Source organism: Vibrio barjaei (genome assembly GCF_001639065.2).
GTDB lineage: Bacteria > Pseudomonadota > Gammaproteobacteria > Enterobacterales > Vibrionaceae > Vibrio > Vibrio barjaei.
In genome coordinates this window covers 197,569-220,218 of record NZ_LQXO02000053.1, presented here as the reverse complement: position 1 = coordinate 220,218, position 22,650 = coordinate 197,569, and the positions used below count along the sequence as shown (strand labels likewise).

At 43.3% G+C, this 22,650-nt stretch carries 28 protein-coding genes; 13 read left to right on the top strand and 15 right to left on the bottom strand.

Annotated elements, in window-relative coordinates; all coding sequences use genetic code 11:
- Positions 1 to 3: 3 nt before the first annotated feature.
- Entirely contained in the window at positions 4 to 1,047 is a 1,044-nt protein-coding gene (locus AWH66_RS21605) for an NAD(P)H-dependent flavin oxidoreductase (protein ID WP_063603518.1), read from the top strand.
- An 84-nt stretch (positions 1,048 to 1,131) separates the two neighbouring features.
- Positions 1,132 to 1,500, top strand: a complete 369-nt coding sequence (locus AWH66_RS21600) for an MmcQ/YjbR family DNA-binding protein (protein ID WP_063603519.1) — start codon at positions 1,132 to 1,134, stop codon at positions 1,498 to 1,500.
- A gap of 17 nt (positions 1,501 to 1,517) precedes the next feature.
- On the opposite strand, the gene AWH66_RS21595 is transcribed toward AWH66_RS21600, so the two are convergent.
- The 5 genes from AWH66_RS21595 to AWH66_RS21575 form a co-directional block, all read right to left on the bottom strand.
- Entirely contained in the window at positions 1,518 to 2,666 is a 1,149-nt protein-coding gene (locus AWH66_RS21595) for a dihydrolipoamide acetyltransferase family protein (protein ID WP_063603520.1), read from the bottom strand.
- Positions 2,663 to 3,661 (bottom strand): alpha-ketoacid dehydrogenase subunit beta, encoded by a 999-nt coding sequence (locus tag AWH66_RS21590; protein WP_063603521.1) that lies wholly within the window; start codon positions 3,659 to 3,661, stop codon positions 2,663 to 2,665. Before AWH66_RS21590 ends, AWH66_RS21595 begins: the two co-directional genes overlap by 4 nt.
- Positions 3,654 to 4,745: a pyruvate dehydrogenase (acetyl-transferring) E1 component subunit alpha gene (pdhA, locus tag AWH66_RS21585; RefSeq protein ID WP_063603522.1), complete on the bottom strand. Its 1,092-nt coding sequence runs from the start codon at positions 4,743 to 4,745 to the stop codon at positions 3,654 to 3,656. The genes AWH66_RS21590 and pdhA overlap by 8 nt, the downstream gene beginning before the upstream one ends.
- A gap of 363 nt (positions 4,746 to 5,108) precedes the next feature.
- The gene (gloA2, locus tag AWH66_RS21580; RefSeq protein WP_063603523.1) at positions 5,109 to 5,495 is read right to left on the bottom strand and encodes an SMU1112c/YaeR family gloxylase I-like metalloprotein; all 387 of its coding nucleotides are present in this window, start codon (positions 5,493 to 5,495) and stop codon (positions 5,109 to 5,111) included.
- A 22-nt stretch (positions 5,496 to 5,517) separates the two neighbouring features.
- Positions 5,518 to 6,441: a LysR family transcriptional regulator gene (locus tag AWH66_RS21575; protein WP_063603524.1), complete on the bottom strand. Its 924-nt coding sequence runs from the start codon at positions 6,439 to 6,441 to the stop codon at positions 5,518 to 5,520.
- Positions 6,442 to 6,606: 165 nt separating this feature from the next.
- Between AWH66_RS21575 and AWH66_RS21570 the strand changes: the two genes are divergently transcribed.
- On the top strand, positions 6,607 to 7,800 hold the full coding sequence (locus AWH66_RS21570) for a glycine C-acetyltransferase (RefSeq protein WP_063603525.1): 1,194 nt from the start codon (positions 6,607 to 6,609) through the stop codon (positions 7,798 to 7,800).
- A gap of 52 nt (positions 7,801 to 7,852) precedes the next feature.
- Positions 7,853 to 8,884 (top strand): L-threonine 3-dehydrogenase, encoded by a 1,032-nt coding sequence (gene tdh / locus AWH66_RS21565; RefSeq protein WP_063603526.1) that lies wholly within the window; start codon positions 7,853 to 7,855, stop codon positions 8,882 to 8,884.
- Between the two features lie 70 nt (positions 8,885 to 8,954).
- Here the strand turns inward: tdh and AWH66_RS21560 are convergent, their stop codons facing one another.
- Together AWH66_RS21560 and AWH66_RS21555 are read right to left on the bottom strand one after the other, a co-directional pair.
- Entirely contained in the window at positions 8,955 to 9,212 is a 258-nt protein-coding gene (locus AWH66_RS21560; RefSeq protein WP_063603527.1) for a putative hemolysin, read from the bottom strand.
- 209 nt (positions 9,213 to 9,421) lie between these two features.
- Entirely contained in the window at positions 9,422 to 10,906 is a 1,485-nt protein-coding gene (locus tag AWH66_RS21555; protein WP_063603528.1) for a DUF3943 domain-containing protein, read from the bottom strand.
- A gap of 188 nt (positions 10,907 to 11,094) precedes the next feature.
- Here AWH66_RS21555 and AWH66_RS21550 point away from each other — a divergent pair, with 188 nt between their 5' ends.
- Both AWH66_RS21550 and AWH66_RS21545 read left to right on the top strand, forming a co-directional pair.
- Positions 11,095 to 11,613 (top strand): NUDIX hydrolase, encoded by a 519-nt coding sequence (locus AWH66_RS21550; RefSeq protein WP_063603529.1) that lies wholly within the window; start codon positions 11,095 to 11,097, stop codon positions 11,611 to 11,613.
- A gap of 17 nt (positions 11,614 to 11,630) precedes the next feature.
- The gene (locus AWH66_RS21545; RefSeq protein ID WP_063603530.1) at positions 11,631 to 12,290 is read left to right on the top strand and encodes a potassium channel family protein; all 660 of its coding nucleotides are present in this window, start codon (positions 11,631 to 11,633) and stop codon (positions 12,288 to 12,290) included.
- Positions 12,291 to 12,293: 3 nt separating this feature from the next.
- On the opposite strand, the gene AWH66_RS21540 is transcribed toward AWH66_RS21545, so the two are convergent.
- Positions 12,294 to 12,755, bottom strand: a complete 462-nt coding sequence (locus AWH66_RS21540; protein ID WP_063603531.1) for a DUF4174 domain-containing protein — start codon at positions 12,753 to 12,755, stop codon at positions 12,294 to 12,296.
- Between the two features lie 123 nt (positions 12,756 to 12,878).
- Between AWH66_RS21540 and AWH66_RS21535 the strand changes: the two genes are divergently transcribed.
- Together AWH66_RS21535 and AWH66_RS21530 are read left to right on the top strand one after the other, a co-directional pair.
- A complete protein-coding gene (locus AWH66_RS21535) occupies positions 12,879 to 13,358 on the top strand; it encodes a LabA-like NYN domain-containing protein (protein WP_031496709.1) in 480 nt (159 codons plus the stop codon).
- A gap of 1 nt (position 13,359) precedes the next feature.
- The gene (locus AWH66_RS21530; RefSeq protein WP_063603532.1) at positions 13,360 to 13,734 is read left to right on the top strand and encodes a nitrous oxide-stimulated promoter family protein; all 375 of its coding nucleotides are present in this window, start codon (positions 13,360 to 13,362) and stop codon (positions 13,732 to 13,734) included.
- A 22-nt stretch (positions 13,735 to 13,756) separates the two neighbouring features.
- Here the strand turns inward: AWH66_RS21530 and AWH66_RS21525 are convergent, their stop codons facing one another.
- Genes AWH66_RS21525 through AWH66_RS21515 form a run of 3 tightly spaced genes read right to left on the bottom strand, consistent with a single transcriptional unit; the run spans position 13,757 to position 15,243 of the window.
- Complete coding sequence (locus tag AWH66_RS21525; RefSeq protein ID WP_083400102.1) at positions 13,757 to 14,221, bottom strand: DUF3429 domain-containing protein; 465 nt, start codon at positions 14,219 to 14,221, stop codon at positions 13,757 to 13,759.
- A gap of 12 nt (positions 14,222 to 14,233) precedes the next feature.
- The gene (locus AWH66_RS21520) at positions 14,234 to 14,554 is read right to left on the bottom strand and encodes an AzlD domain-containing protein (RefSeq protein WP_063603533.1); all 321 of its coding nucleotides are present in this window, start codon (positions 14,552 to 14,554) and stop codon (positions 14,234 to 14,236) included.
- Entirely contained in the window at positions 14,551 to 15,243 is a 693-nt protein-coding gene (locus AWH66_RS21515; protein ID WP_063603534.1) for an AzlC family ABC transporter permease, read from the bottom strand. Before AWH66_RS21515 ends, AWH66_RS21520 begins: the two co-directional genes overlap by 4 nt.
- Before the next feature lie 279 nt (positions 15,244 to 15,522).
- Between AWH66_RS21515 and AWH66_RS21510 the strand changes: the two genes are divergently transcribed.
- Positions 15,523 to 16,206 (top strand): hypothetical protein, encoded by a 684-nt coding sequence (locus AWH66_RS21510; protein WP_143081557.1) that lies wholly within the window; start codon positions 15,523 to 15,525, stop codon positions 16,204 to 16,206.
- Here AWH66_RS21510 and AWH66_RS21505 read toward each other — a convergent pair.
- The 4 genes from AWH66_RS21505 to AWH66_RS21490 form a co-directional block, all read right to left on the bottom strand.
- Positions 16,203 to 16,994, bottom strand: coding sequence for an EAL domain-containing protein (locus tag AWH66_RS21505; RefSeq protein ID WP_063603536.1), 792 nt, complete (start codon positions 16,992 to 16,994; stop codon positions 16,203 to 16,205). The genes AWH66_RS21510 and AWH66_RS21505 overlap by 4 nt on opposite strands.
- A gap of 313 nt (positions 16,995 to 17,307) precedes the next feature.
- Positions 17,308 to 18,096 (bottom strand): lipase family protein, encoded by a 789-nt coding sequence (locus AWH66_RS21500; protein WP_063603537.1) that lies wholly within the window; start codon positions 18,094 to 18,096, stop codon positions 17,308 to 17,310.
- A gap of 85 nt (positions 18,097 to 18,181) precedes the next feature.
- Positions 18,182 to 18,814, bottom strand: a complete 633-nt coding sequence (locus AWH66_RS21495; protein WP_063603538.1) for a hypothetical protein — start codon at positions 18,812 to 18,814, stop codon at positions 18,182 to 18,184.
- Between the two features lie 34 nt (positions 18,815 to 18,848).
- Positions 18,849 to 19,493: a helix-turn-helix domain-containing protein gene (locus tag AWH66_RS21490; RefSeq protein WP_063603539.1), complete on the bottom strand. Its 645-nt coding sequence runs from the start codon at positions 19,491 to 19,493 to the stop codon at positions 18,849 to 18,851.
- 193 nt (positions 19,494 to 19,686) lie between these two features.
- Between AWH66_RS21490 and AWH66_RS21485 the strand changes: the two genes are divergently transcribed.
- The 4 genes from AWH66_RS21485 (at position 19,687) to AWH66_RS21470 (ending at position 22,634) form a co-directional block, all read left to right on the top strand.
- Positions 19,687 to 19,923, top strand: a complete 237-nt coding sequence (locus AWH66_RS21485) for a DUF2164 domain-containing protein (RefSeq protein WP_063603540.1) — start codon at positions 19,687 to 19,689, stop codon at positions 19,921 to 19,923.
- A 160-nt stretch (positions 19,924 to 20,083) separates the two neighbouring features.
- Positions 20,084 to 20,626: a cytochrome b gene (locus AWH66_RS21480; protein WP_063603541.1), complete on the top strand. Its 543-nt coding sequence runs from the start codon at positions 20,084 to 20,086 to the stop codon at positions 20,624 to 20,626.
- On the top strand, positions 20,623 to 21,192 hold the full coding sequence (locus tag AWH66_RS21475) for a YceI family protein (RefSeq protein ID WP_063603542.1): 570 nt from the start codon (positions 20,623 to 20,625) through the stop codon (positions 21,190 to 21,192). Before AWH66_RS21480 ends, AWH66_RS21475 begins: the two co-directional genes overlap by 4 nt.
- Positions 21,193 to 21,560: 368 nt before the next feature.
- The gene (locus AWH66_RS21470; protein ID WP_063603543.1) at positions 21,561 to 22,634 is read left to right on the top strand and encodes a YadA C-terminal domain-containing protein; all 1,074 of its coding nucleotides are present in this window, start codon (positions 21,561 to 21,563) and stop codon (positions 22,632 to 22,634) included.
- Positions 22,635 to 22,650: the final 16 nt, after the last annotated feature.

Here is a 22,650-nt window from a genome sequence, read left to right as displayed (position 1 = left end):
AACATGAAACAAAGGACGTTTTCATCATGGCTGCATACTGAGCTGCCAATCATTCAAGCGCCTATGGCTGGAGTACAAGACAGTAAGCTCGCGATAGCGGTAAGCGAAGCTGGTGGTTTAGGCTCTATACCTTGTGGCATGCTTTCTAAAGAGCGTATTGTAGAAGAGTTGGAGTCCATTACATTAGCTACCGATCAACCATACAATCTTAATTTTTTCTGTCACTCAATGCCTAACTTTGATCAAGAACGCCAAGCTCAGTGGCGTAATCGACTTGCACCGTATTTTGAAGAGTTGGAACTCGATATTGCCATTCAACCAAGCATGGCAACGCGCATGCCATTTAGTGAGGATATCGCTGACGCTATTGAAGCATTTAAACCTCCTTACATCAGTTTCCATTTTGGCCTGCCTAACAAGGCTCTTGTGGAACGAGTAAAAAGCTGGGGGACATGTATTTTGTCTTCGGCGACTACCGTCGAAGAGGCGATTTGGTTAGAGAAAAACGGAGCGGATGCGATTATTGCTCAAGGTGTGGAAGCGGGCGGTCATAGGGGAATGTTCTTAACGGATGATCTTGCTACTCAATTATCGGTCGAAGATCTCATCAAGAAGATTGTTGATAACGTCACTGTACCCGTCGTGGCGGCTGGAGGCATCAGCACTGCAGACAAGGTTGAACAGGCATTTAACATAGGAGCTGAGGCAGTTCAGGTGGGGACCGCTTTTCTATTGTGTGATGAGGCCACGACATCGGTGTTACATCGTGATGCTATCAAAAGTACTCAGTCTCAGCATACTGCAATTACCAATGTGTACTCGGGCCGACCAGCACGAGGAATAGTCAATCGTGCAATGAGGGAGCTCGGTTTTATAACACAGGAAGCACCACAATTTCCTTATGCGTCTATTGATATAACACAGCTGAGGGGACAGGCGGAACAGCAAGGTAGTGCAGACTTCTCGCCGCTATGGTGTGGAGAAAGCACTGATGGTTGTAAGGAAGTATCGGCAGAGCAGATACTCAGAGAACTCGCTAGAGTCTGAATAACCAGCGTAATATTCCGATAAACCTTATTTATTCATAAACCATGGTTACTAATAAACTCAAGTTACTATAGGGAAATCACAATGGATTACGACCAATTCAACGAATTTTGCGGCGCTTTCCCAGCGACCAGTCATGTTATTCAATGGGGTGATGCTCATGTCTGGAAGGTCGGTGGCAAGGTCTTCGCTATTGGTGGCTGGAACAAAGAGAGCGGGGCAGCGTTTACTTTCAAAACGTCGGATTTGAATTTTGATTTTCTTAGTGACAGTGAAGGCTATCGGCCTGCGCCATACTTTGCGAGTCGTGGGATGAAGTGGATACAGCAGGTAGAGACGTCAGGTCGATTTGACGAAGAATTAGAGTATTACCTTAAAGAATCATATCGGCTGGTGGCGTTAGGTTTAAGTAAGAAAAAACGTGGTGAGTTAGGTATCCTGATTGACGGCTAACTCACCCTGTTTAACGTTTAGTCAACGGTTGGCTGCTGCAAGTGCTCAACCAGTACTTTGACGAATCGCGCTGCTTCGCCACCAGTACACGCTCGATGATCGAATGTGATCGACAAAGGTAGCGCTTTGATGACTATTGGCTGACCGTCTTGTAAAACTAGTTTCTCGATAATTCGACCAGCTCCTACGATAGCGACTTGAGGTGGTGAGACGACAGGGGTCGCGAATATTCCGGCAATGGCGCCAAAGTTCGACAGCGTTATCGTCGCGTGTTGAAGTTGTTCTCTGCCTATCCGTCTGGCTCGAATTCCCTCAACGGTGTCATTTAGCCAGTGACGGATTCCTTGTTGGTCAAAGCTATCGGCGTTTCTGAGTACTGGCACATACAATCCATGGCTACTATCTACCGCGATTCCGATATTCACTTTGCTATGAACACAACGTGTCATTGTATCGGCATCAAACCATGCGTTTAAGGCTGGCTCTTTTTGGCAAGCAAACACAACAGCTTTAATTAAACGACCGGAAATATCCTCTTTTTGTGACCAATTGGACAACAACGCTTCTTCAGTGATCGTCACAGAAGCAACGTTGTGATGTGACTCCGCCATAGTGCCGACCATGGTGCGTCTTGCACCTTTAAGCACTTCCGTCCCAGGTGTTTGTCGGTCGAGTTCGTTGTAAATATCTGTGTCAGTAATAACACCGTCGTGCCCGCTACCTTTCACCTTTAATAGGTCAACACCGAGCTTCTTAGCGAGAAGCCGAGCAGACGGCATCGCAGTGACCGTTTGTTCAGAGTTTGAATGGTGAGCAGGTCCCACCCAAAAGTCATCAACTTCAACGTGGTGTGTGTGGTTTGATACATTGCCAACAACGGTGGCTGCGTCGCTCGGGGCTGATGTAGAGTTAGTGGCAGACGCTTCCGTGACTACTTCTTCAATTTCAATCAGTAAACTGCCGATGTTGATGACGTCACCTTCCTCCCCATGACGGCTGACGATTTTCCCGCTGTAGGGTGCTGGCACTTCAACAACGGCTTTCGCAGTTTCGACGGTTAAGATCACCTGATCAACGTCTACATGTTCACCAACGTTAACGTGCCATTGAACAATTTCTGACTCAGCGAGTCCTTCCCCTAAATCTGGTAATAAAAATGACTTCATTTCCAGCCCTCCACAAGTTCGCGTGCGGCAAGTGTGATGTCTTGTTCTTGAATTAAGAAATAGTCTTCGTTTTTGTAATATGGCATAACTGTGTCGAGCCCGGTAACACGTTTAGGTGGAGCTTTGAGAAGACACATAGAATGTTCGGAAACTCGAGTAATGATCTCCGCTCCGACACCACAGCTTTGGCTCGCTTCATGGACGATAAGTAAACGTCCGGTTTTTTCCAGTGATTTAATAATGGTGTCCATATCGAGAGGCTTAATACTCGCGAGATCGATAACTTCTGCTTCAATTCCTTGCTCCGAAAGAGATTGAGCGGCTTGCAGGGTTTCAACTACACAAGCTCCCCAAGTGACGACCGTGAGATCTCGTCCTTTTCTTAGGGTGTAACAGGTATCGAGAGGCAGAGCTTGTCCATCGTTTACTACGGGTGATTTGACTGTTCGATAGATTCGCTTTGGCTCGAAAAACATTACAGGGTCGTTACTACGAATTGCAGATAGCAGAAGTCCGTATGCTCGTTGAGGAGAGGAGGGAACGACGACCTTCAGTCCAGGAATATGAGCAAACAGGGCTTCGATGCTTTCAGAGTGATGCTCAGGGGCGTGTATACCGCCACCAAACGGCGCCCGAAATACCGCAGGGCAGGTTAACCGGCCTCTAGTGCGGTTTCTCATTCTTGCAGCGTGGCAGATGAGGTGTTCCATTGCAGGAAAGACAAAGCCCTGAAATTGAAATTCGGCAATAGGTCTTAGCCCTTGTGTTGCCATGCCAACCGCAACGCCTCCTATTAGGGCTTCGGCAAGGGGAGTATCAATCACTCTTCTTAATCCAAATTTCTCTTTTAAACCGACAGTAGCGCGAAACACACCGCCGTTGTCTCCAACGTCTTCACCTAGTAGCACGACGTTGTTGTCGTGCTCCATTTCATAATGAAGTGCCAAGTTAACTGCTTCAATGAGCGTGATTTCGGGAGTTTGTTGATTAATCATGTTTGCCTCCCTGCATTCGCAACGTCTTATTAATCAGCGTATCTCTTTGCGGTGCTAGCTCGCTTGTTGGGGTTTCGTAGAGATAATCGAACGCTGATTCAGGTGGTTGAGGTGGTGTGGCTAAATAGCGAGTAACAGCCTCTTCAACGATGGTTTTAGCTCCTTGTACCAGCAACTGCTCCTGATCATCAGACCAAAGGCTTCGCGAGATTAGATAGGATTTTAGACGTTTTATTGGTTCATAGTCCCATGCTTGTTGTAGCTCTGAATCACTACGGTAACGACTAGCATCATCAGCGGTAGTGTGGTCACTAAGGCGATAGCTGATAGCTTCAATCAGCGTGGCTCCTTTGCCCTTTCTAGCTCGATCGACCGCTTGCAAAATAGTGTCATACATAGCTATAACATCGTTGCCGTCCACTGTCAGGCCGGGTAATCCAGCTCCAACTGCTTTGTCTGCCAAAAATTCTGCGCCACATTGTAGTGAGCGAGGGACCGAAATCGCCCATTGGTTATTGTTGACGACAAAAATCAAAGGAATGTTCCATGCACCAGCACAGTTGAGCGATTCCAAGAAGTCGCCTTTAGACGTGGCTCCATCTCCACAAGTTACCAAAGCGACATCGTGGTTCCCCTTAATTTTTAATGCGGACGCCACTCCTACGGCATGAGTGCATTGTGTGGCAATAGGAACGCAGAAGGGAAGATCGGTGCACGGTGAGCCATCATCAAATTCGAAGTCACTGCCTCGCTCATCGCCTCCCCAGTATTGAAGGTTTTTTTCTATGGCGATACCACGAACCCAGAGAGCGGGCATATCACGGTAGTAAGGAACAAAGACGTCTGATCTTGTGAGAGCGTGACCGACGGCGATACCTATGGCTTCCGCGCCAAGATGGGAAGGGTAGGTCCCAAGTTTGCCGGTTCGCTGAAGAGCAACGGCTTTTGCATCGTATGTTCTCGCAACTACCATGTCACGATAGAACTGAAGTAAGGTGTTCTCATCTGCCCAGTGGGGCAACGGCTTAACGAGATTACCTTGGTAGTCGATAAAACGATGCATGGGTAATGCTTGTACGTTCATCTCGAACTCCTTTTCGCACGCTCCGATAAGAGCTAGTGCTAGAAAATCCCAGGGTACAACCTTGATTTTTGTTTTCGGACATGATGGTAATCGTCTGAAGACAAAAGAATCATTGATACTATAAGTGTAATCAAATTGTTAAAAAGTGCCGCATTTAGATGCCCTGACACTAGTAAAATTAACCTTACAGGGGTACTTATGCGAATTAATATATGGAATTAAAAATCAAATCTGGGGATATTGACTGGTTTTGAATGGGTGCGATTGTTTGGTGTGATATATGTTACTGGTATTACCTGTTGTAATTTCATGTGGAGGTTGCGCAACTACAACAGGTTTTCTGCGGTATGTGGATCTTTAGTTCTAGAGCTCTTCACATAGTTCGAGTGGTAGACCGTCAGGATCTTGGAAAAACGTAAAACGCTTACCAGTGTATTCATCAATTCGTATTGGTTCTACGTCAATATCATTTGCTTCTAGATAATCGACGATTTGCTCGAGCTTGGTGACATTAAACGCTAAATGTCTTAAACCCTTAGCCTCTGGAAAGCTAGGACGATCAGGAGCACCAGGGAAAGTGAACAGCTCAAGTTGCGTGCCATCAGGTAAGGCGAGATCCAATTTGTAGGAGTCTCGATGTTCGCGGTAGTTCTCGTCGATTACTTCCAGCTTTAGTATGTTGACATAAAAGTGTTTCGACTTTTCGTAGTTGGAACAAATGATGGCGGTGTGATGGATCCCATTAAGCATTTTGTCTTCCGTCGTTGATTGGTTAATTGTTTAGCTTCGATGGCAGTTCCTTGACGACATAGTCAATAAACACGCGTAAGCGGGCCGGCATGTATTTGGTTTGTGCGTATTGGAGTGCAACGGCTCCATGGTAGTTACTCTTGATGGTCCAATCCGAGAGGACGGGCACAACACTGCCATCTTCTATGGCTTCAGAAATAACAAAATCATGAAATATTCCGATGCCGAGACCTTGTTTAACGCCATGGAGGCGCATTTGAGAGTGGTTGATGGCATAACGTCCTGTTACTTTCACGGTATGAAACTCATCGTCTTTGAGAAAATCCCAAATGTTGTCGCGTTCCGTTTCAGCAAGATAGAGGCAGTCATGTTTCTCAAGATCACCTGGTGTATAGGGCAGTCCGCGCTTAGCAATGTAATCGGGACTGGCACACAGTACGAGGTTGGTTGGTCCTAACTCTTTCATAACCAGGTTTTCGTCTGGTTTGTCAGTAAGCTTGAATGCTACGTCGATGCCCATGCGCAGCAGGTCGATTTCGCCATCAACGGCGCGAACTTTCAATTGAATCTCGGGATATCTAACTAAGAAGGGCGTAATAAAAGGTTGTAATACTGAGTTAAGAAACGCTTCCGGTGCGGCGACAGTAATAGACCCGCTTGGCTCAGCATGATCGGATTGAGAAACGTCAATGGCTTGTTGTGCCGCGTTCACCATTAACACACTTTGGTCGTAAACCTTTTGTCCAGCCTGAGTGATAACCAGTTTACGCGTAGTGCGCTCAAACAACTTTGCCGATAGCGCACTTTCGAGACGAGTAATGGTTTTAGATAGCGCGGATGGCGTAACACCCAGTTTTTTTGCGGCGGCGGTAAAGCTGCCTTCGTTTACTACCAAAATAAAAGACGCGAGGTCAGGTAATAAACTCAATAACTTATGGCTGAACATTATTGTTGCCTCAGATTCACTAATGGTTTTCCATCTTAAGGGATAATCGTTTGCACCACAATGAACTAAAATGATTCCAATCTAGATATAAGGCGAATCAATACGCTGTAAATATCACCTCCCTACATAACCTATTGATAAATAGGATAGAAAAAGGAATCCACTATGTCTTCTGCGTTTTATAAGCAAATCCAAGAGCAAATTGAAGAAGTAAAAGCTGAAGGACTTTACAAGTCTGAGCGCATTATCACTTCTCAACAACAAGCGGCTGTTGAAATCTCAACAGGTGAAGAAGTACTAAACTTCTGCGCGAACAACTATCTTGGTCTTGCAAACCATCCTGCACTTATCGATGCTGGTAAAGCGGGCATGGATAAAAACGGCTTTGGTATGGCTTCAGTTCGTTTTATCTGTGGTACTCAAGACATTCACAAAGAACTTGAGCAGAAACTGTCTACATTCCTAGGTAAAGAAGACACTATCCTTTACACATCATGCTTCGATGCAAACACAGGTTTGTTCGAAACTATTTTGGGTAAAGAAGATGCGATCATTTCTGATGCGTTAAACCACGCTTCTATCATTGACGGTGTTCGTCTGTGTAAGGCAATGCGTTACCGTTACTCTAATAACAATATGGAAGAGCTTGAGCAGCAACTAATCGCTGCTAACGAAGCAGGTGCTCGCCATAAGCTAATCGTAACTGACGGTGTATTCTCAATGGACGGTGTGGTTGCAAACCTTCCTGCAATCTGTGATTTGGCAGATAAGTACGATGCACTAGTGATGGTAGATGACTCTCACGCAGTTGGCTTCATGGGTAAGAACGGCGCGGGTACGCATGAGTTCCACGACGTTGTAGACCGTATCGACATCATCACTGGTACGCTAGGTAAAGCGATGGGTGGTGCGTCAGGTGGCTATACTTCTGGTAAGAAAGAAGTGATTGACTGGTTACGTCAGCGTTCACGTCCATACCTGTTCTCTAACTCTGTAGCGCCAGCTATCGTTAACGCTTCAATTCGCGTTTTAGACTTGCTGCAAGAGAGCGGTGACCTACGTGACCACCTATGGGAAAACGCCGCTCATTTCCGTACTCGTATGGAAGGTGCAGGTTTCACTATGGGTGGGGCAGATCACGCAATCATTCCAATCATGCTAGGCGACGCAAAAGTGGCTGCAGAGTTTGCTGAACGAGCACTAGAGAAAGGCATCTACGTTATCGGCTTCTCTTTCCCAGTAGTACCAAAGGGTCAAGCTCGTATTCGTACTCAAATGTCTGCGGCTCATTCTCGTGAGCAACTTGACCGTGCTATCGATGCATTCATCGAAGTGGGCAAGGATATGGGTCTTATCTAAGGTTTTTAGGGTTTCAGGCTTAAAGCCTGAAACCTGTCTTTAAGGTTACATTATGAAAATTAAAGCGCTATCTAAGCTAAAGCCTGAGCAAGGCATTTGGATGACCGAGGTGGATAAGCCTGAACTTGGTCACAATGATATTCTAATCCGCATTAAGAAAACTTCAATTTGTGGTACTGACGTACATATCTATAACTGGGATGAGTGGTCACAAAATACGATTCCTGTTCCTATGGTAGTCGGTCACGAATACGTAGGTGAAGTAGTTGGTATTGGCCAAGAAGTTCGTGGTTTCGAAATTGGCGACCGCGTCTCTGGCGAGGGCCACATTACTTGCGGACACTGCCGTAACTGCCGTGGTGGTCGTACTCACCTATGCCGCAATACGGTCGGTGTTGGTGTAAACCGTACTGGTGCGTTCTCTGAGTACTTGGTTATTCCAGCGTTCAATGCGTTTAAGATCCCTGAAGGCATCTCTGACGATCTTGCGTCTATCTTTGACCCATTTGGAAATGCAGTACACACTGCGCTGTCTTTCGACCTAGTTGGTGAAGATGTACTGATTACGGGCGCTGGCCCAATCGGTATTATGGCTGCTGCGGTTGCCAAGCATGTAGGTGCGCGCCACGTAGTTATTACTGACGTTAACGAATACCGTCTAGATCTTGCAAGACAGATGGGTGTAACACGTGCCGTAAACGTTGCAAAAGAAAACCTAAAAGATGTGATGGCAGAACTAGGCATGACAGAAGGCTTCGACGTAGGTCTTGAAATGTCTGGCGTTCAAGCTGCATTTAGTTCAATGCTTGAAACCATGAACCACGGTGGTCGAATCGCATTACTGGGTATTCCACCATCAGACATGGGTATCGATTGGAACCAAGTGATCTTTAAAGGTCTAGTGATCAAAGGTATCTACGGCCGTGAAATGTTCGAAACATGGTACAAGATGGCAAGCTTGATTCAATCTGGCTTAGATCTGACGCCAATCATCACTCACCATTACAAGATTGATGATTTCCAAGAAGGCTTCGACGTCATGCGCAGCGGGCAGTCTGGAAAAGTTATTCTCGACTGGGAATAATTTCCGATTATACTGTGAAATAAAAGAGCCAGAGAAGTATATCTCTGGCTCTTTTATTTAAGAATAGCGACTAATTTTTTTGCTCTTTATCTCTATTTTCGTAGTAGTCCCAAACGGTGTAACGCTCGTCGTCAGAGATAACGCAATAAGGTACACGTTTACCTTCTTCTGAGAATCTTTCTAATTTATGCCCCTGCTCAACGCAGTAAACATAAGCAGGGTCACTTTCAACCGTTATTTCGTCTACATCGTATTTATCTGGCTCGCTCGCACAACCAGCCATTACACCTACCGCTAATGCGCCAATCACCCATTGTAACTTTTTCATTCTTTCTCCTAGTTGGAATTCACGCTTTGAGTTAAGTGTAGGAGATTTCAAAGGAAAAGTGTTTTGATTGAGTCAAATTATTCAACATTTTATGCGAATGACAGGTCAATTGTAGTTTCGCTCCCAAAATTCCTACAAGCTGTGCTTCATTGGTTGAATAAATACAAAAACGGTAAGCATGGCACTCACCGTTTAGTGGCGTCAAAGCGTTAAATATACTTGTTGCCTTCGCCAAAGCGATAGATAAGCCGAGTTCCCCATAGTTGATCTCGAGCACCAGAATTACGATGGTAAGCGTATTTCCAGTCAGCCTGCAAAGACCAGTTGGCATTTAGAGAATAATGAACGCCAGTACCAATGTTCCATTGTAGTTTTTTAGTATCGCGGTCTTTGTCCAACATGGCCTCACCTACGCCAGCATTCAAATACGGTTTGAATGCGCTACCGGGCATAAAGTAGTACTGAACATCTAGGCTATAGTTCTCATAGATGTGCTTTTCGTTGCTTACGGTCGACTCATAATTTCCTTGCATGTAGCCTAAGCGAGTAGAGAACTGCTCTGTGAAGTACAGCCCCAATGTGAAGGCGGGTGCAAAGTCGTTTTTCAGGTTACGGTCTTTATCCAATTGCGGGTACGCAAAACCGGCACTCACACCAACGATACCGTATGTAACTGGGTCGTCGGTGTATTGGTGATAGTTCTTTTTCTGTCTACGTTTAAGGCTGTCATCTGTTTCACCTGCACCAAAGGCATAGTTAACTTGCATTTGGTACTTCGTCTCTACTTCACCATTGCGCATAACGTTGGAATGAACGCCGACGAAACCAGTGCCAGCTTTAATTACTTCGCGTCCTGCAATGTTGTTAACACCACGCCCCAGACTATCTACAGGGTCTAGGAAGAACAATGCAGTTGAACCTAAGGCATCAGAACCCCAAACCGTTCCTCCTCGTAAACGAATTTCTTTTTCTTTGTTAAATGCCCATTCACCGTATACCCAACCAAGAGTAGGGGTAACGACCAAATCTTGAATTGATGGGATTTCTGCGAAGGCTTCGATACCGTATTCCCAATAGAAGGTGGACATAAGTGTGGAATACATAAACGCATCCCACTGTCTATAACCGGATTTCCGAGCCGCTTGGTAATAAACACCACCAAAATAAGGATGTCCGATATAGTTGATAATGTGATCGTCGCGATCCCATACAGGCCCCGATCGTACGTTATCCCACCACTTATTCATTAATTGGACATCATCTTTTTCCCAGTTAGTAATAGACTCGGGCATCAGTGCTAAGACACCGGCTACACCGACACCATACGCAAAGATAGATTTAGTTTGGGACCAAAGCCTTTCACTGTCTTCGCCATTTTGAGGGTTAAACAAAGACACACGATAGGGAGAATCATAGAAGTTTGTTGGGTTGTCAGACTCATTTGCTATACGCAGCTCTTCAAAGCTGCTGTTAGTGGATATGGAACGGTATCCAAGGCTATTCAGTTGTGCAGATTGAGTTGAATTGAACTCTGAGTCAGATAGTTTCTGATCTTCAGCGATGGCTTGTTGAACAAAATCTTGCTGAGAAATAGCAGGACTATGATTATCAGAAGATAACGTGTCATCTTGAGCGAAAGTCGTTGGAACGGCGACTAAGATGGATAATGCGATTAGCGATTTTTGGAGTTTCATATTGTAAGAGGAACTTGGCAAACGAATTTATAATATTAGTTGCTTAAGGTCCCTTTAAGCGAGGGAGCAATAATACAGCGTTCATTTATGTTAGTCGCTTATTTAGTCAGGGCAAAACTGTGTCTAAGTGTAAATGAATGTTTTTGTGATAGACTTCTCGCAATATTTCATAGGTTAGCAGGTTAAAAGTGAGACAAATTACCACGGCTATTCATCCTGATATAGAACATCTCGATGACAAAAAGATTATCAAACGTAATGCAACTCGCGCTATTACGATTGACGGTGAAAACATTTTGCTGCTGTTTACTGAGCGTTATCATGATTATTCTCTTCCTGGTGGTGGATTAGATGAAGGTGAGGACGTTATCGCAGGTATGGTGAGAGAGCTAGAAGAAGAAACGGGTGCTAAAAATATCCATTCAATTAAGCCGTTTGGAATTTATGAAGAATTTCGTCCATGGTATAAAGATGATGCTGATGTCATGCATATGATTTCTTACTGTTATTCATGCAAAGTCGACCGAGAGCTTGGTGAGACTGCTTACGAAGATTATGAAGTAAAGAATGGTATGAAGGCGGTTTGGGTAAACATCCATGAGGCGATTGCCTTTAATGAAAAGACCATTGCAGAAAGCGATAAAAAAGGGATGAGCATCGAAAGGGAAACCTACTTGCTACACTTGATCGCAAAAGAAATGCTATAGAGTTAAGGAATAAGACAATGAAATTGATGACAAAAGACGACAATTTCTTTTACTTGCTTGGTTCTCTACTGGTATTGTTCTTCTTAAGTGCCGTCGTTCATCAGTTTAAAGACGACGCGCAAGACTATGTACTCGCGTTACTCATTCTCTGTATGAGTACATCGATCGTTGGCGTACACAGAAAACAGACGTTTTATCGCTCCTGGTACGCGATAATGATAACGGTGGTCGTGATTTCAGGTAGTATCTCAATCTTTGAAGACTATGACCTGTCATTAATCACCGTGTTTGCAATGCTGTTCTTCGTTTTAGCGCAAACTTTTTCCGCGTTGAAGCAGGTGATGACACCTAAGAAAGTTACGCTGAACCAGATTGTGGGCTCTATTTGCGTTTACTTGCTTTTTGGTTTGTCGTTTGCATTTATATACCTGATACAGCTTGAACTGTTTGTTGCACCCTTTAATGGCTTGGAAGCGAAGCCATGGCTCGATAATCTTTTCGAAGTCATCTATTTCAGTTTTATAACACTAACGACGGTTGGCTACGGTGACATCTCGCCAGCGCTTGCGATTCCGAAGTTTTTCGTTTTTCTAGAATCGATTACGGGTAGTTTCTATTTAGCGATAATGGTCGCCAGTTTGGTGAGCAGTCATCTGTCCCAAAAAGAAGTCCACTAGTGCTTAGATAGAGCAGCGACTGGCTGCTCTTTTCATTTCAGCTTGTCTCATTGGCATAGCATCAATGGTTTCCTTTACTAACGCCCAATCTGTCTTCGCTCCCCAGCGCAGTTTTTCAGAGCCATCTTTACCGATTAGAACAGCTGCATGCTCGCCCTTGCTAATGCCATACATTTTGATCAGGGTGGAATAATCAAACGTCTCTTTTACCCACGCAGGGGATGAGAACCCGTCCTCGGTAATAACCAGAGTAACAACATCTCTTTCCTCTAACGAGCATTCATTAGTAAGTGTACCCAGCAAAAATTCCTTCACTTTGTCGTCGTTGCTAGGTGCAAAGTACATCACGCTGCGATGCGACATATCGTAATGAACCTCTCCAGAGTGCTTTGACCCATATTCTGGATAACCACAGGCGGTGCCGCTCAACAATGTTAACAAAGCGATTAGTCCAACATTTTTCATCGTTACCTCCTAGAGCTGTCTCAGACGGTTATACGTTAAGTTTAGCAATTGAGTTTCCTATTGCTAAAACAATCAAACATGATTTCTGGTATCATGGACAGAAAATTGATAAAGATGTTTATTATGGAATCAATAGCGATATTTGTAGATGTACAAAATGTCTACTACACCACTCGTCAGGCGTTCGGTCGCCGCTTTGACTACAATGCGCTTTGGGCTAAGCTGAGCCAAAGTTATCGAATTGACATTGCAAGAGCCTACGCTATTTCGTCAACTGATCCTAAGCAGAGGCAGTTTCATCACATTCTAAGAGGCATTGGTTTTAATGTTCAGCTAAAGCCCTTTATTCAGCGTTTAGATGGTAGCGCAAAAGGAGATTGGGATGTTGGATTGGCTCTGGATGTGTACGAAACTGCAAATAGTGTAGATAGAATTGTCTTGATATCTGGAGATGGCGATTTTCAAGTTTTGGTGGAACGTATTCAGCAGAGATTTAACACCAAAGTTACGGTGGCCGGTGTGAGGTCGTTGACTGCCAATAATCTAATTCAAGCGGCTGACGACTATATTGAAATTGATTCTGATTTGTTGATAGGTCAGTAGAATGAAAAGTAACCTTCTCGAAGGCGCACTGGCCACAGAGTTCAAGACGGTTTCTGCGATGATGCGGATTTATTGCAAAAAGCATCATGGAAGTGATGAGTTGTGTGAAGATTGCAAATCATTGCTTGGCTACGCTGAGACGAAACTCGATCGTTGCCCATATGGTGAGTCGAAACCGACCTGTAATAAATGTCCAATACATTGCTATAAACCAGAACCTAAAGCTCAGATGAAAGAAGTCATGGTTTATTCGGGACCAAGAATGTTACTTCCACACCCGATCTTATCAATTCGGCACCTTTTACACGAGAGAAGAGAGGTACCTAAGAAGCCCGAGGTAGGGCAGTCAAACCGTGCAAAGCGTAAAGCAAAGTAAGCACGTTGGATAGCTAACGGTACTATGAGCCTGCAAGCGCAATAATGTGTGAGACAAGGACACCCAAAGTTAAATGATTGCGTAAGGTTGAGTAAGTTGAAGGGAAGTGTGAACCTGCCGTAGATAACTTTACTTTTTCTACGGCCCAAACACAGATATACCCCACCATCGAAACCACTAACGCCAGCTGAAACTGTTGCGGAGCAATCAAAATAACTAGCCAAGCCATCAAACAAATCAGATTACTGAGCAAAAGCATAGGCAGCAACAGTGGTTGATTTTCGCCAGACAAGGCATGCGACCACAGAATGCCACACAAAAAGCTCAATATAGTCCCACTGTATGCGATATAGACTATTCTGGTATTTAAGCCAAATAGCTCGGCGTTAGCATTAAAACTAGCGACACAAAGCGCGAAGGGAATTAATCCAAGATAACCCAACCAGTTCATCGTCTTTACGAGTGGTGGTTGCTCCTGTGTTGTCATAGTGGCTTCCTGCTATCTATTGAATATCCACAAGTTTAAGACGAGAAATACCAAGATGCTAACTATTGTCGTTAATAAAACATTTTTCGTTAACCATGCCATAGCGGCCGCAAAGGTTGCGGCGATCAAGTAAGGTAAGTTATCTGCAAGTGACAATTCGCCATGAGGTAGAAATACAATAGGTCCCCAAATAGCAGTAAGAACAGCAGGACTCGCGTAACTTAAAAATCGCTGAGCAGAACTACTCAATCGCAAAGGTACTGTTGGTTCTAGGAACAAGTAACGACTTAGAAATACTATGGCGGTCAACACTAAAATAATTAAATACGTCATCGTTTTAGTCTCTCTTCGCTTATATAACCCACGGTCATTCCAATTAGGCTCGCCAATACTAAACCCATGTCGATATCAAGCGCAGCAAAAGCAACAGATGCCAAGAGGGCTGACAATGCTGCAAGGAAAGTTGGAGTAGTTTTTATATTTGGTACCACAATAGCAATGAACGTTGCCGCTACCGCGAACTCTAAACCGTATTGCTGTAAATCTGGTATTTGGGAGCCTATGACGATACCGATGAACGTCGCGATATTCCATATCAAATAAAATGATAATCCCGCTCCGAGTGCATACCATCGATCAAATTTTCTAGGATCGTGGTGACCGCAAAGAGCGAAAAGTTCATCAGTAAGCAAGAAACCGAGCACGACTCGCCAACGCAATGGTAATACAGAAATATGGTTTCTCATTGAGAGACCATATAAAAAATGTCGTGAGGTAATAAAGAAAATGGTGATGACCATAGCTAACAAGGTCGCACCAGACTTAATCATGCCCATAGCAACAAGTTGAGCCGCTCCCGCAAACAGAATTGCGCTCATCGCCTGTCCTTCTAGTGGTGATAAACCAGCATCGATAGCAAATGAACCTGCTAGAAACCCCCAGGGCACTACCGCTAGACTGAGCGGCATCATCGCTATGGTTCCTTGCGCGAGTCTCTTGAATTTTGTTGTAGAACTTTCCATATAACACTCCTTGTAAGCAAGAGATTGTATTTGAAGTGTCAATTTTCAAGTGTGTAGATATATGAAATCAAAATTATTTTTGTATTTGATGACCTGATAATATCTTGCTCCCTTAATATCATTAGAGTTCCAATCACTGTCATGCGCAACGTTATTTTCTGTTTAACCTTGATAAGCACCATGGCTTTAGCCAATGAATCAGTTGTTTCCTCTAATTTAGAAGTAAAGGACGAAGATTTTGGACGGACTCTGCCTTTCTTTGGAGATAGAGTGCGTAGCGTGGGAATTAAGCTACCCAAACCGATCGGCATATCTTTGTTTACTCACCAACAAGAAGACTTAATGAACTTGAGCGACTTTAAAGTTGACGGTGAATCGGTAGGGGATTTACTGCCTGACGGAGCAAGTCAAACGGTAAATACAACGAGTATTATTGCGGTGAGAGGTGATGTTTGGTTGCTGCCGTTTTGGGGCTTCAACGCCATGATAGGCAAAGCGATAACTACATCGGACATATCAATTGGTGTTAATGACTTACTTAACGACAATATTGCAAAGTTGGAACTTAACGGGATGGCAACAACGTCTACCATCACATCGGTAGGTACAACCTTAGCCTATGGGCATAAACAGTTTTTTACGACCATAGATGCGCAATATGTCTCTACAGCTGTCTCTGGTGTAGGTGTCGATTTGGATGCGTTGGTGGTAACACCACTGGTAGGATTTAATATTGGTGACAGCGGTTGGAAAGTTGTCGTCGGTGGACAGTACCAAGACTATCAAAGGCAACTTAAAGGACAGCTTGCAGACATCCGGTTTAGTGCCAAACAAACATCAAGTAGATGGTCGACAATGGTCGGAATGCAAAAAGAGTTCAGCGATAACTGGGAAGCATCGTTAATGGCGCAGAGCGGTAAAACGAGAGAAGGCGTTACGTTTATGTTGGGTAAACGATTTTAAACCACTTGCTGCAATCGGGGAAGCAAAGCAGTTGGCATAGCCAGATGATACCCTTGGTAGAAGTCGATCTTCAGCGCTTTCATTGCAACGAGTTGTTTTTCGGTTTCTACACCCTCTATGACGGTCTTCGCGCCTGATTGCTCAGCAAGTTCTAACCCCGAGAGTAACGGTCGTTGATTTCCTTCCATATACTCAAGAAGCAACTGACGGTCCAACTTTAGTATATTAGGTTTAACTTGCTTAACCCTTTCAGGACTCGATTCTTTACATCCAAAATCGTCGATAGCAATCAAAAAATCTTCATTACTGAGCTGGCGTGCAGCTGAAGCCAATGTTCTCGCACTAAAGGCCGTTAACTCTACAAGCTCGACAACGACTCTTTTATTATCGATTTGCAATGCTTTAAGTCGAGACATTAACAGAGATGATTTTAATCCTTCAGCCGCTAGCCTTTCACTAGATATCGGTAGGAAATTAAGAAATATAAGTCTGTTGTTGTACAAGGACATACTAAAGTTACGCAGATGAATGGCACGGCTTAATCTGTCCACATTGAGCTGATCTGCTAATGAAATCTCATCATTCTGGAAAAATAGATTGGGTGGAATTGGTTCGTCATTTTGATCAAATAAGCGAACCAATGCTTCCATACCGATTATTTCATTTCTTATATTGAATATAGGCTGAAACACACTTTTTAAAGTCAAGTGTTTATAGGTTGCAATACAGCACCCTGAACGATCGAGTCTTATTCGTTGGGAAAATTGATGTTTATCGGTTAGTAGCATTTACAGCGTTTTATAAATGAAATTCAAACTATCATGGCACGCTGATCGCGGATGTCAAATTCAGTAACTGAATGATATCTGTGATAAATATCACTATTATTGTCTGAGCTAATGTGAACCATTAACGTTTTTTGAAAGTGAATCCGTGTCAGTGTTTATAATTTGATGAAATCTTGTATAAAAAGCAGCCAAAACTTGGCTAAGAATCTTAATTACATTGATATGTCTCATATTTGCCATAGCAATAGTATTGATTAATGTAATCGATTAACTTTTTATAGATTTGTCTGTTTTTTTTGAAACACGTCTCATTTTAACGTTCATCAAAGAAATCCTTGTTCCTTATGTATTTACTCATTAAATGATAAGAAAAAGGCCGGATTAACCAAGATATTAATGAGCGCCCGAGTCTCACTACTGAAGGGGTGTTTTCATAAATGCGGCCGTTGTATAGCCATAACATTTTACCCACGTGCCAGTACGCGAATGGAATGGGGGGTAAAAACGTGACCACGTCGAGGTCACAACAGATTCGGTAGGTTTTATGGGCTAGTTTGAAGCGCTTTTTAAATCCATACCCCCCAATAGCAGGTTGGCCAAACGTTACAATGCGTTTTATTGATTTGGGGTATTTTTGTTCAAGCGCATCAGCAATGACACATCCGATTGCGCCGCCAGAGGAATGGCCAGTAATCGCGATACGCTTACCATTCTCAATCAATTCAGAAGCGATGCTTATCGTGCGTTCGAACACAGAAAGACCTAATTGGTCTTTTTTATGTGTGGGCCGGCTTTCTTGGTTAAGAATAAAGTGAAAACCTGCATGGATGGAGTAGTTGAGCCCAAAATGTCGACAGGTTCTGTGCCACATAGCGAAATTTAATAACCAATCAGTAGGACTGTGAGAGCCTTTTATTACGATGACCGCTTCTTCTCTGTTTTGGCTCCACAGAATGCGAACGACGGTTTTTCCAGTTCTATTGGCGACAATTCGTTGCCCATTAGGATCGAAGCCGTAGCGTGTTTGTTTGAATACTCGAGGATATGCCAAGTTACACAACACAGCATATTTTTCATATTGGTATCGTTTGAGACTTTTCACTTCAACTCTAGCTTGGTTAGTAACGGAACCACTATGAGAAATTGTAGTTAAAGTTTGATGACAACTATCGTGAAAAACAAAGCCGCTAGGGATGAATAATTGCGAAAAGCTGAACGTACTTTAATACTGGATCTTGATTAGCTGTCCGTTTTAACGGGTGAGTGAAGTTAATATAGCTAGGTGTCATCGCAAGTCGATTTCGAAGTGAACCACTAAGTGAATGATCTGCCTCAATCAATTTAACTCCTTGGCGGACATAACAGTCGAGATCTGGTGGAAGTGTATTTTGCCACCAATGGATAAGTCCTCGGCTCTGAGCACATCGATTGATCCAATGGTCAGCGACAACAACCAAAATATCCTTGGATTGAATAGCGTAATGATTCTCGGCTTGCCATTGTTGGAGGTGAGTAAATAGGCGCTCTTTACTTGCAGAGTTAGCATTAATGAAATGATGGGTGATTATCCAAATAGTCCCCAAAGGAGAACTAACCCGATAATTACATGAACTTGCCGAATCGCTTTTGGAATCTAAAGGTGCCAGTGTTGCCTCATGGCCCAAACTTATAAAGCTCGCGGAAAGTCGTCTGGCAAACGCGAGTCCGAGGTGATGTTCGGTCATTCCACCATTATGGACGGCAGGGTAGTGTTGGTGGCAGAGCTTTTGGCAGTCTGCTTGAAAGTTGCGAATACTATGCACTACGATATCTTGCAACAATGAAAAATCCTTCTTCCTTGAAACGGAGTCGTTATTAGATTCGTTTTTCCCAAGTGCCCCAACGCACGACACCTAACACGTCTATATCATTATCACTGACTTGATGAATTGCATTCTTGGTTGTGTCGTCGCCATACCAGACGTGGATGATCGTACCAACTTTAACAAGAGTGAAAAAATCCGGGTAAGGGTTGCCTGGAAGTCTTGCTAATACGATGTCATCGTTAACCCAAGCCTTATTAGGATTAACGAGCGCGATACAATCCCATTTATAGGACACGGACCCAGTAACTGGGTACATTACGCCAAAACATTCTTTGTACTCAGGGGGAACAGGTATAGAGCCTACTGAAGGAGGCGTGTCGCCGCTTAATAATGCATTGACCTCTGTACGATTATACACAGCAACAGTGACCGCACTTTGGTTTGCTGCATGGGTAATATCTTCAGCGTCTGTATGTTTGTCGCCTACACCAAAGCAAAGCCAATGGGCTTGCACTTTAAAATATTCAGCGATTAATGAAAGATCTTCAATGGACGGATAAGTACGTGTTGGGCCTTTCGTGAGGTAACGTCCTATCGTGGCTTTACCTTTTCCGATCGCTTCGGCCAACTCGTTATTGGTAATGTTTTTTTCTTTTAACAGTGTAGAAATGCGTTCTTGATATCCGTCGGTCATGGTTCCTCCATAAAATTGTCTTTATGATAGTTTATGGGTTTCAAAAATGAAACTTATAAGGGAAATAATCAAAGATTATGAGACTTGCGTGGAAAATTGTGACAATGGGATTGAGATCCACTGCGTAATACTTGCCTTAGCTCGAGCAGTGTTATAGTTAACCCTTTAATTGTAACAAATAATTAGGAATAACATGTTTGAAACCAAGAAAAGAGCAGAGCTCATTAGTGATTTACAAACCTATTTTAGTGATGAGCTCGACTATGAGTTAGGGCAGTTCGACGCTGAGTTTTTACTAGATTTCCTGATCAAAAAACTAGGTCCCGCCTTCTTTAACAAAGGGTTAGATGATGCTAAACAGGTACTTGAACGGAAAGTCATGGACATTAGTGATGAGTTATATGAGATAGAAATGCCAGAAGATAGCTAAGTGACTAATTGATAAATAAATATCTTGTTCGAAAAAACTGAATAACATTATCAAAGAGTGATTATCGTTAAAGTGTCAATTTAGGTAAATACTGTATCTCAAAGGTTGTATGGTTGTTAAGATACTAAATGAGATGCAATATCAAGTAACGGAATTGGTAATGACTGGAAACGAAGTAAAAAACTATAACCCTATGGCGAGAGCACTGCATTGGCTTTCTGCGATTGTGATTATAGGAATGTTTGCCGTTGGTTTATGGATGGTTGACTTAACCTACTACAGCGAGTGGTACAAAACAGCTCCTCATTGGCATAAGTCGATAGGTATTCTTTTAGCTGGTTTGACGGTTTTTCGTCTTCTTTGGATAAGTGTCACTGCCACACCAAAAATTGAAGGCCATCCTATTGAGCAATTAGGTGCAAAAGTTGGCCACTTACTGATGTATCTAGCACTGGTTGTTATATTCGTCAGTGGCTATTTAATCTCTACCTCCGACGGTAGGGGCATAGAGGTATTTGATTGGTTCACTGTACCTGGTGCAGGTGAGTTGTTTGCTAACCAATCTGACATAGCGGGCGAAGTTCACTTTTATGCTGCTTGGTTCGTTATTATTGCCGCCGCTGGACATGCACTAGCCGCGTTAAAACATCACTTTATTAACAAAGATAATACCCTTCGAAAAATGTTAGGAGTTTCGAAATGAAAAAGACACTAATCGCTACAGGAATGGCAGTGGCAATGATGTTGCCGCTAGGTGCAAATGCTGCAGACTATGTAATTGATACAAAAGGTGCACACGCCTCTATTAACTTTAAAGTGAGTCACCTTGGGTATAGTTTTATCAAAGGTAGATTCAACAACTTTTCAGGCGAGTTCAGCTATGATCCTGCAAACGTTGACGCAGCAGCGGTAGAAGTCGTTGTTGATACGACAAGCTTAGATTCAAACCATGCTGAGCGTGACAAGCACATCCGCAGTTCAGACTTCATCGATGCAAGCAAGTTTTCTGAAGCAACGTTCAAAAGTACTGGTGTAAAAGACAAAGGTGACGGCAAACTTGACGTGATGGGTGACCTAACACTTCACGGTGTAACACAACCAATCACGATTGAAGCAGAGTTTATCGGAGCAGGACAAGACCCATGGGGTGGCGAGCGTGCAGGCTTTAATGGTACTACACGTTTAGAACTGGCTGACTTCAAGATTCCAGTTATGGGCGATTCAAGCTATGTTGACATGGAACTTCACGTAGAAGGCGTGAAGAAATAACCATTTCTTATCAGTATGCTAATTTGATTTTTTAAGCCCCTTTCTAAGGGGCTTTTTTGTGAACCAAACTAATTCAAAAATACTGATAACTATCGTCAGATTTCCTTTTCTCTTAAGTTGCGAATCATTTACTAATATTTCGTTAACTGCTTTCTATAAATAACTAATTTTCTTCAACTACATTAGAAAAATCTTTGTATCTAACATTCGCCTCGTTCTCAGCAATGAGCACACCAGTTACCAACGGAACGGCTCGGTAATTGGCGAAATGATTGGTCTACGGTGAGTGGCTGATGTTTCGATAGGGCGAAGGGATAGTCGCCAAATAATAAATCCTATTTTCCTTATTGATACAAAGAGTTATAAAAATGAAAAAGACGATAATCGCACTTTCACTGACTACTTTATTCGCAGCACCAGTTATAGCTGAGCAAGCGCCAAAAGTAATAGACATGAAAGACGCAGAAGCAACGGTCAATTATATTGTTGAACAGCACAACCTATCTGTAGATAAAAGCGGCGATATTTATTCTAAGGTTTATGACCATAACGGTGAAGTAAAAGAGTTTGTAAAAGTTGGCAAGACTGACGGCAAAACTTACACAGTTACAGACGAGTCCACCGGTGAGACAGTAGCGATCGACATTAACAGCAGCAAAATTGACTATAGCGATTCCGTCGGTGGCAGTGAGTCTTTTATCGTCGTTCCTGAAAATAACGTGATTATCGATGACCCTAGTAATGAGTATCAAATTGTTGAAAATCGGGACCTTGAAAACTTTTTTGATGAGAACGAACTAGTAATCGACGAAACAGGTCAAATCATTACTAAATACGGTGAGGGAGAAGTTGTCGGAACGGTAACTAACAAAGATGGAGAAGTCGAAATCACTTCATACATTGATGGAAAGAAACACACAGCATCAATCAAAAAGTATGATGAAACAGCTTCAAAAGTAAAAGTTGATACTGAAGATGCACCAGTTCCAGCACCACTGCCAGATCTTCATGTGAAAGTTGAAGACGCGACAGCGGCAGCACGAGAACTAGAAAAAATCGCTGCTGGAGCATATACCGAAGCTACTGCAGCATATAGCACTCTAGACAACAAGATTGCTGCAAACACGAAACGCATTGACTCTTTAGAAGCTGATATGGCAAAAATGGGTAACAAAATGCTAGACCTCGAAGACCGCATGGATGGTGTTGTTGCAACGTCTCACGCAGTTACTAACGCACGTCCAATGGTTCAAGATTCTGGTGAATTTGCGATGGGTGTAGGTATTGGTGCAGCGGGTTCTAAACAAGCTCTTGCTCTAGGTGGTGCATATCAATTTAACGCAAACTGGTCTTCATCAATGACTGTGAACTACGAAACAGCGGGTAAGCGCTCTAATTCACAAGTATCTGCTGGCGCAGGAGTTCAGTACCGTTTCAAATAATAATAACTAAGTCTTT

What these genes read in the sequence shown, in the direction of transcription:
- AWH66_RS21570 (WP_063603525.1), top strand. Translation starts at nt 6,607, where the DNA reads ATGTCTTCTGCGTTTTATAAGCAAATCCAAGAGCAAATTGAAGAAGTA.
- AWH66_RS21535 (WP_031496709.1), top strand. Translation starts at nt 12,879, where the DNA reads ATGGAATCAATAGCGATATTTGTAGATGTACAAAATGTCTACTACACC.
- tdh (WP_063603526.1), top strand. Translation starts at nt 7,853, where the DNA reads ATGAAAATTAAAGCGCTATCTAAGCTAAAGCCTGAGCAAGGCATTTGG.
- pdhA (WP_063603522.1), bottom strand. Translation starts at nt 4,745, where the DNA reads ATGAACGTACAAGCATTACCCATGCATCGTTTTATCGACTACCAAGGT.
- gloA2 (WP_063603523.1), bottom strand. Translation starts at nt 5,495, where the DNA reads ATGCTTAATGGGATCCATCACACCGCCATCATTTGTTCCAACTACGAA.
- AWH66_RS21590 (WP_063603521.1), bottom strand. Translation starts at nt 3,661, where the DNA reads ATGATTAATCAACAAACTCCCGAAATCACGCTCATTGAAGCAGTTAAC.
- AWH66_RS21600 (WP_063603519.1), top strand. Translation starts at nt 1,132, where the DNA reads ATGGATTACGACCAATTCAACGAATTTTGCGGCGCTTTCCCAGCGACC.
- AWH66_RS21490 (WP_063603539.1), bottom strand. Translation starts at nt 19,493, where the DNA reads ATGACCGACGGATATCAAGAACGCATTTCTACACTGTTAAAAGAAAAA.
- AWH66_RS21485 (WP_063603540.1), top strand. Translation starts at nt 19,687, where the DNA reads ATGTTTGAAACCAAGAAAAGAGCAGAGCTCATTAGTGATTTACAAACC.
- AWH66_RS21480 (WP_063603541.1), top strand. Translation starts at nt 20,084, where the DNA reads ATGACTGGAAACGAAGTAAAAAACTATAACCCTATGGCGAGAGCACTG.
- AWH66_RS21540 (WP_063603531.1), bottom strand. Translation starts at nt 12,755, where the DNA reads ATGAAAAATGTTGGACTAATCGCTTTGTTAACATTGTTGAGCGGCACC.
- AWH66_RS21575 (WP_063603524.1), bottom strand. Translation starts at nt 6,441, where the DNA reads ATGTTCAGCCATAAGTTATTGAGTTTATTACCTGACCTCGCGTCTTTT.
- AWH66_RS21515 (WP_063603534.1), bottom strand. Translation starts at nt 15,243, where the DNA reads ATGGAAAGTTCTACAACAAAATTCAAGAGACTCGCGCAAGGAACCATA.
- AWH66_RS21560 (WP_063603527.1), bottom strand. Translation starts at nt 9,212, where the DNA reads ATGAAAAAGTTACAATGGGTGATTGGCGCATTAGCGGTAGGTGTAATG.
- AWH66_RS21520 (WP_063603533.1), bottom strand. Translation starts at nt 14,554, where the DNA reads ATGACGTATTTAATTATTTTAGTGTTGACCGCCATAGTATTTCTAAGT.
- AWH66_RS21525 (WP_083400102.1), bottom strand. Translation starts at nt 14,221, where the DNA reads ATGACAACACAGGAGCAACCACCACTCGTAAAGACGATGAACTGGTTG.
- AWH66_RS21470 (WP_063603543.1), top strand. Translation starts at nt 21,561, where the DNA reads ATGAAAAAGACGATAATCGCACTTTCACTGACTACTTTATTCGCAGCA.
- AWH66_RS21475 (WP_063603542.1), top strand. Translation starts at nt 20,623, where the DNA reads ATGAAAAAGACACTAATCGCTACAGGAATGGCAGTGGCAATGATGTTG.
- AWH66_RS21530 (WP_063603532.1), top strand. Translation starts at nt 13,360, where the DNA reads ATGAAAAGTAACCTTCTCGAAGGCGCACTGGCCACAGAGTTCAAGACG.
- AWH66_RS21605 (WP_063603518.1), top strand. Translation starts at nt 4, where the DNA reads ATGAAACAAAGGACGTTTTCATCATGGCTGCATACTGAGCTGCCAATC.
- AWH66_RS21555 (WP_063603528.1), bottom strand. Translation starts at nt 10,906, where the DNA reads ATGAAACTCCAAAAATCGCTAATCGCATTATCCATCTTAGTCGCCGTT.
- AWH66_RS21505 (WP_063603536.1), bottom strand. Translation starts at nt 16,994, where the DNA reads ATGCTACTAACCGATAAACATCAATTTTCCCAACGAATAAGACTCGAT.
- AWH66_RS21595 (WP_063603520.1), bottom strand. Translation starts at nt 2,666, where the DNA reads ATGAAGTCATTTTTATTACCAGATTTAGGGGAAGGACTCGCTGAGTCA.
- AWH66_RS21545 (WP_063603530.1), top strand. Translation starts at nt 11,631, where the DNA reads ATGAAATTGATGACAAAAGACGACAATTTCTTTTACTTGCTTGGTTCT.